The sequence below is a fragment of the bacterium genome, assembly GCA_026398675.1.
Taxonomy (GTDB): domain Bacteria; phylum RBG-13-66-14; class RBG-13-66-14; order RBG-13-66-14; family RBG-13-66-14; genus RBG-13-66-14.
The window spans coordinates 1-7,231 of sequence record JAPLSK010000157.1; the positions used below are offsets into that span (position 1 = coordinate 1).

The 7,231-nt window shown below is 64.3% G+C and carries 5 protein-coding genes and 1 pseudogene; 3 read left to right on the top strand and 3 right to left on the bottom strand.

Going from position 1 to position 7,231, the window contains the following annotated elements; all coding sequences use genetic code 11:
• Positions 1-107: 107 nt before the first annotated feature.
• From NTW26_04505 to hslV, 3 genes and pseudogenes are all read right to left on the bottom strand, one after another.
• Positions 108-938 carry a hypothetical protein gene (locus tag NTW26_04505; protein ID MCX7021531.1) on the bottom strand — a complete coding sequence of 277 codons (831 nt, stop codon included), beginning with the start codon at positions 936-938 and terminating at the stop codon, positions 108-110.
• Between the two features lie 2 nt (positions 939-940).
• Positions 941-1,990 (bottom strand): N-acetylmuramoyl-L-alanine amidase, encoded by a 1,050-nt coding sequence (locus NTW26_04510; GenBank protein MCX7021532.1) that lies wholly within the window; start codon positions 1,988-1,990, stop codon positions 941-943.
• A 43-nt stretch (positions 1,991-2,033) separates the two neighbouring features.
• Positions 2,034-2,561: pseudogene (gene hslV, locus NTW26_04515) on the bottom strand (ATP-dependent protease subunit HslV).
• A 150-nt stretch (positions 2,562-2,711) separates the two neighbouring features.
• Between hslV and NTW26_04520 the strand changes: the two are divergent.
• The 3 genes from NTW26_04520 to NTW26_04530 all read left to right on the top strand — a co-directional run bounded on the left by NTW26_04520 (position 2,712) and on the right by NTW26_04530 (position 7,072).
• Positions 2,712-4,082 carry an Ig-like domain-containing protein gene (locus NTW26_04520; GenBank protein MCX7021533.1) on the top strand — a complete coding sequence of 457 codons (1,371 nt, stop codon included), beginning with the start codon at positions 2,712-2,714 and terminating at the stop codon, positions 4,080-4,082.
• A 451-nt stretch (positions 4,083-4,533) separates the two neighbouring features.
• Complete coding sequence (locus NTW26_04525; GenBank protein ID MCX7021534.1) at positions 4,534-5,538, top strand: hypothetical protein; 1,005 nt, start codon at positions 4,534-4,536, stop codon at positions 5,536-5,538.
• 436 nt (positions 5,539-5,974) lie between these two features.
• Entirely contained in the window at positions 5,975-7,072 is a 1,098-nt protein-coding gene (locus NTW26_04530; GenBank protein MCX7021535.1) for an Ig-like domain-containing protein, read from the top strand.
• Positions 7,073-7,231: the final 159 nt, after the last annotated feature.

Here is a 7,231-nt window from a genome sequence, read left to right on the forward strand (position 1 = left end):
CGGGGATAGGAATCCCCGTCCCACATTTAAAAACGGCGGGGACTGAAATCCCCGCCCCACGTTCGTTATTGAGACGCGGCGCCCGACTTGGCCGATGCCGGGACCACCTACAGCGGGCGGATGAACTCCACCCGGTCGTACTCGTAGGCCGGCCGCGTCCGGCTCTCGAAGTGCAGCCCCAGCGTGTTCGCCACGGCGCGGGCCCCGGTCCGCAGGCTCACGATGCGCCGCTCCACGTCCACCCACGCCGCGCCCTGCTCCGGCAGGTAGCTCATCTCCGCGAACTTATCGTCCTCGCCGCGGATGCCCGAATCCAGGATGGGCGGGACGATGGCGCGGAAAATGGGCCTGATACACGACAACCGGGCCATCCGCCGCCGGTAGAGCGAGCCGTACTCACCCCCGGGATCCTGGTTGAGCACGAACAGGAGCACCGCGCCGGGGAATTCACCCAGGTCGGGCCAGAAATGCACGGGCGCCGGTTTGTGCCGCTCCGACTTCTCGATGGCGTTGTACGGGTCCAGAAGGACGAGCTGAATGGGCGGCATGACGGCCAGGTTTTCTGACTTCAGGGCGCTGTAGCCCGAGTTGCCCGCGAGCTCCAGGACGGAAAACCCGGCCTGCTCGAGCTCGGCCTTCTTGTCCGCATCCTCCTCGAAGACGAGAACCCTGGGTTCGCTCATGTGGCGCCGGGCCAGCTCGGTGCTGCCCAGGTAGAGCTTCTGGGCCATGGTCTCTTTTTGGACGTTTCGCAGGCGCAGCTCCGCCGGCGCGGCCAGCAACCGGCCTTCCACCTTGGGGGCCAACCGGCGGTTGGGGATTCCGGCGAAGGCGTCCAGGTACGTCCCGCGGCGGTGAATCCAGTCCAGCGAGCGCAGCAGCCACTCGTGCTTGATCAAATCTCCGGCGTTGCCGGCGTCGAAGGGGAAGTCGTTCATGGTTACTCCATAAGTCCCCGCTCGTACTCCTCTTTGAACTCCGCGATGCCCCGATAGACTGCGTAGGCCGCCTCGTACTGGTACGCCGGGTCGGCCAGGCGCACCTCCTCGCCCTCGTTGGTCAGGAACCCCACCTCGACCAGAATCGCCGGCATCTGCGTCCCCCGCAGGACGTAGAAGTTGGCCTGTTTCACCCCCCGGTCGTTGCAACCGAGGTTGTAGACCAGCTTCTGCTGCACGCAGGAGGCCAGGCTTTGGGATTCCTCGAGGTACTCGCTCTGCATGAGGTCGCCCAAAATGAAGGAGAGCTCGTCGGAGGTTTTCAGGGGCAGGTCGGGGTCAAGCTCGAAGTCGGCGTTTTCCAGATGGGCCAGCGCGCGGTCCTCGGAGGTCAGCGCGTCGGCCAGGAAGAAAGTCTCCGCCCCGTGGGCGGCGGTGTTGGAATGACCGTTCAGGTGGATTGAAATGAAGAGATCGGCCTGGGCCGTGTTGGCCATGAGGGTGCGCCCGTGGAGGCCGATCTTGGTATCGGCGGTCCGGGTCAGGATGACCTCCAGCCCGAGGTTTCGCTCCAGGAGGTTGGCCAGGTAGAAGCTGATGGGCAGGACGAGGTTTTTTTCCAGGTAGCGGCCCGAGAAGCCGCCGGTGCCGGAGTAGTCCCCGCCGTGCCCCGGGTCTATCACCACGCGGCGGATGCGCTGGCGTTCGAAATTGTCGTCGGGCTTGAGCGCCTCGGGCGACTTGCCGTAGGCGTCGCGCACCTCGAGGCGGATGACGTCGCCGTGCCGCTCGGCCCGGTAGAGGTACTCGCCGGGCCACAGGAGCGCCCGGAGCTGGTAGCCCGTCTCCCGGGGGTGGGGCCGCAGGACCACCTCGTCCACGAAGCCCGCGCCGGGGAACGTCCGGGCGTCGGAGGGCGACTCGTCGGCGGGGAGGTCCAGGACAAGGGTGGAGCCCGAGCGCCGCAGGACGAGGCCCTGGATTCCGGCGAGCTCGACCTCCACCACCGTGGCGGCGCCCTCGTCGAAAACGCGCAGGTCGGAGGTCGCCACCGCCGGCGTCGGCTCGTAGACGACCTCGCCCTCGACGATCTCTGTTCTGGTTCGAGTAGATGCAGATTTCGCCGGCCAGCGAGAGCGCCTCCTCGACGATGGCCCGGGCCGAGAGGTCGGTGTGCTTGACGAGGGCCTTGGCGGCGGCGCTGGCGTAGCCCGCCCCGGAGCCCACCGCGGCCACCTCGTCGTCGGGGGAGATGACCTCGCCGGCGCCGGAGATGAGAAAGGTTTCCTCGGTGTCGGCCACCAGGAGGACCGCCTCCAGGCGGCGCAGGTACTTGTCGGTGCGCCAGATTTTCGCCAGCTCCACGGCGGCCTTGGAGAGGCTGCCGGGGTGGTCGTCCAGCATGCCCTCGAACTTCTCGAAGAGGGTGATGGCGTCGGCCACGCCGCCGGCGAAACCGGCCAGGACCCTGCCGTCCCGGAGCATGCGCACCTTTTTGGCGCTGCTTTTTAATATCGTGTCGCCCAGGGTGACCTGGCCGTCGCCGCCCAGGGCAACCTTACCCTCCCGGCGGACGCAGAGGACCGTCGTCGCCCTCAGGTCGGCAAAGCTTATTCTTTCCATCTTCTTCTACCTCCAGAGGTCTAATTATAAATCCGTCAAACCGTTACGGCAAGCCAAAAGAATTAACTTTTATCTTGCTTTAACTGCCTTTTTTTGTATAATAATGAATCGGGTGAATCCTCGCACACACATCACCCCAAGGAGGTTACCTTGAGAAAGTACTTGATTGCTACATTGGCACTTTTGGTGTTTGCCGGAGTGGGCATGGCCAAGGAGTACGTGCTCGAGGCCGATAGTGCCCCCGACACGGGTCTTGCCATTCAGTACGTGCCCGTCGCCCCCACATCCGGTGGCCTGCGCTACCTGCCGCCCCCCCCCGGTGAGACAGAGCTTTACTGGGACGACGGTGTAGACTGCGGTTCATACTTCAGCAGCTCCTATTCGCCATATGCCACCACCTTCACCGCCCCATCCGCCTGCCATCTGGTGACTTACCGCCTCTACTGGTACGGCGGCGGCAGCGTTAACATTAACTGCCTGCTCTACAACGACAGCGGCGGCACCCCCACCGGCAGCACCCTCTTCACCGTCACCGGCAACAGCGGCAGCGCCAGCTTCGCGTGGGTTGATATTCCCGTCAGCAGCGCAGGCGCAACGCTCACCAGCGGCCAGGTCTTCCACCCCGGCTGGAGCCATACCAGCGGCTCAGCGGGCGTCTTGATGGACAACCCCAAGCATGCCGGTTCCTGCTGGCTCTGGCTGGGTTACTGGTACGACTACAGCCCGTACTACACCCACATGGTCCGCGTCGTTATTGACGACGACGCGACCGGCCCCTACGTGGACGGCCAGGCCCCGGCGGACGGCGGGTGGACCAACGACAACACCCAGCTCGTGTTCCACGCCAAGGACGATGACAAGGGCGTGGACGATACCACCATTGACGTGAGTGTGGACGACGGCAGTCGGGCCGACGTGCCGGGCAGCCTGGACATAACCGGCACCCCCGCGGATTACGCCTGCACCTTCTACCCCGACTCGCCCTTCGACGACGGCACATTCGATGTGACCGTCCCCGGCTCGCTGGCGGACCTTTTAGGCAACGAGATGGGCGACGACGAGGTCTGGAGCTTCAGCGTGGACACCACCGTCCCGACGGTGGGCGGACGTGATCCGGCCGACGGCGCCTCCGGCGTGGACCCGGACACCAACATCGTCTTCCACGTATACGACCCCGGCGTCGGCGTGGACACCGGAACCATTGACTTCACCGTCCAGGACACCAGCCTCTCGCCCGGCAATCACGCCGTGAGCGCCGGTTCCAGCGCAGTACACACCGGGTACGCCCCCGCGGGCGACATCTCCGGCAGCCTGGACATTGATGACGCCGACCCCGGAGACGTGATCTGCACCTTCGATCCGACCGACCCGCTGCCCCCGGACACCATCACCTGCACCGTGGCCGCCGGGCTGGCCGACACCCTGGGCAACGCGACCACCGACGACATCGTCTGGAGCTTTAACATCACCGGCGAGGGCTCCGAGGTGACCACCTGGGGCCTGATCAAGGTCGAATTCTAGCCCACATCGGATACGAGGCACCGGGCCCTCCTTCGGGAGGGCCTTTTTGCGGGCCGGGGTGCGGGCGATATGGCGGCCCGCAGAGGACTCGTCCTACGGGGCCGCCCTACATAGAGACCTGCGAGGCACGGGCCGGGGTGAGGGCTGCCGCATGTCCCCTCTCCCTTCTAGGGATAGGGTAGGGGTGAGGGGTTGAAACGCGGCGGCCCGCAGAGGGGCCGCCCTACGTCATCGCAGCCTGCGAGGCACGGGCGGGGGTGAAAAGGCGGGCGAGTGTGGACACCCGCCCCTACGTCATAGCAAGGGGAGTCCGGTTTCGAGAAAAAAGAACGGCGCGAAGGCTCAAAAAATAAATAAAATTCCCTTGTATCTTGGGAAATACTGCGGTAGTATAGATTACGTGCTTATGTACCCTCACCCCCCCCCCCCAAAAAAAACCGCGGAGGTCACGTTGAGAAAGTACTTGATTGCTACATTGGCGATTCTGGTTCTGGCGGGAGTGGGCATGGCCAAGGAGTACGTGCTCGAGGCCGGCAGCGTACCCGGCTCGGGCGCCACCCTTCAGTATGAGCCCGTCTCCCCCATGCCGAGCGCCCTGCAGTTTCTGCCCCCCGTTCCCCCCAGTGTGACCGAGTTCGAATACGACAGCGACGGCAGCGGTGGCTCGTACTGCAACTGGGCGTCCTACGGCATCCGGATCGGCAAATGGTTCAACGGCTCCGATTGGGGCATCACCGAGGGCTACATCACCGGCTACCGGATCAACTACTACATGTATTCCGGCGGCACCGACAACTGCCACGCATCGTTTTACGACTGGACGGGGGGGTACCCCGACACGGGGACCCTGCTCTGGGAGACCGATTTCAGCCCCTCCGGCTCCTCCGGCTTCGTCTGGTACGACATGGAAGTGGACCCGCCGATCTACGACGCGGACGCCAACTTCGACTCCCTCTTCGTTTGGAACGACACCTCCGCCACCGGCGGGCCGTCGGTTGACTTTGACGGGCCGTTCGATCACGACTACCAGGATTACTACGGCTGGGGCTCCGGCTGGTACAACTACCTCCTGCGCGCCTACTTCAACGACGACGTGGACGCCCCCTACTCGGCCAACCAGGATCCCGCTCCCGATGCCGTAGACGTGCCGATCGGCACCAACATCACCTTCGACATCGTGGACGACGACTACGGCACGGACGGCGACACCATCCTGGTCGAGGTTGACTCGGTGGACGTGACCGCGGACTGCACCATCACCGACAACGGTGACGGCTCCTTCAGCATCCTCTACGATCCGGCCGTTGATTTCGACTACTCGACGTCCGTCGTGGTCTACTGGTCCGCCGCGGACGGCCTGGGCAACTTGGGCGAGGACACATGGTCCTTTGACACCGAGGAAGAGCCCCCGAGCGTCGTTTCGACCACCTGGGGCCTGATCAAGACCGAATTCTAGCCCACATCGGATACGAGGCACCGGGCCCTCCTTCGGGAGGGCCTTTTGAATACGCTTGGATGGGGAAGTGTAGGTTGACCGCTGGGCCCTCCTTCGGGAGGGCCTTTTCCTATGGGAAGGGCCGCCACGTGTCCCCTCCCCCCTCTGGGGGGAGGCTCGCCTACGGGCTAGGGAGGAGGGCGAACCGGCGGCCCGCGGAGGACTCGTCCTACGGGGCCGCCCTACATAGAGGCCTGCGAGGCACGGGCCGGGGTGAAAAGGCGGGCGGGTGTGGACACCCGCCCCTACGTCATAGCAAGGGGAGTCCGGTTTCGATAAAAAAGGACAGGGTGAAGGCTCAAAAAATAAATAAAATTCCCTTGTATCTTGGGAAATACTTAGATAGCATGCAACCGGCGCCTCTTAGTAAACCCCCCACAAAAAAACGGAGGTTATCTTGAAGAAGTACTTGGTTGTTACATTGGCACTCCTGGTTCTCGTCGGCGCGAGCCAGGCCAAGGTGCAAGAACTCGCCGTTTCGGTCGACACCGGTGAAGCGTTGACCATTGAGTCACCGACCAGTCTCGGGGAGCACTACGTCACGGTCTCCCCCATGCCGCTCACCGAGGAGGAGCTCTACAACGACAACGGCGTCGCCGCCTACCACTGGAGCGGTGGGATAGCCGGTTTCGCCTCGAAGTTCGTCGCGCCCTACGACTGCCGCGTGGTCGCCGTCAGGCTGTGCTGCTTCAACCCCTCGGCCCGCAACTTCTTCATTGACATCCTGGGCGAGGACAGCGGCGTGCCCGGCAAGCCGGACCGCAACGACAGTCTCCTGGGCGGGTACGAAACCTTCTATGAGGGCTCTCACGGCGGCGATACCTGGGTCCGGTTCGATCTGGCGACGCATCCGCTGCTCAGCTCGGGCGACGTGTTCTTCGCCATGAGCGACGACTCCATCGAGGGCCAGGACAACGCCCCCCAGGACAGCCAGGGCCCTGGACCCGCCGACTCGGCGTGGTGGTATATGGGCGGCTCCTCCTGGTACGACTACGATAGCTTCGGCGCCATGCTGATCCGCGTCTTCGTTGACGACGACGTGTCCGAGCCCGACACCACCCCGCCCTTCGTGGCCGATATGGAACCCACCGACGGCGAGTCCGACGTGCCGATAGACACCGACATCGTCTTCCATTGCGGGGACGACCTCTCGGGCGTGGATACCGCCACCATAGACTTCACCGTCGAGGACACGACGCTGGGCGCGTCTCTCGTGGTGAGCACCGGCTCCGCCGCAGGATCCGGCGCTTCCCCGGCCGGTGTGATTGCCGGTGTCCTGGACATTGACGACTCCGACCTCAACGACGTGGTCTGCACCTTCACCCCCGACGATCCCCTACCCTACGAGGACACCATCACCTGCACCGTGGACGGCACGCTGGCCGACCTGTCGGGCAACCCGATGGGCGACGATTTCATCTGGAGCTTCACAACCGAAGCAAATCCGATAGGCGTGGTGCAAACCACCTGGGGCACGATCAAGGCCGAGTTCTAGCCTGTCTTCGAGAACGGCACCGGGCCCTCCTTCGGGAGGGCCTTTTTGCGGGCCGGGGTGAGGGCTGCCTTATACCCCCTCTCCCCTCTGGGGCGAGGGGAGGGGTGAGGGGTAGAAACGCGGCGGCCCACGGAGGACTCGTCCTACGGGGCCGCCCTA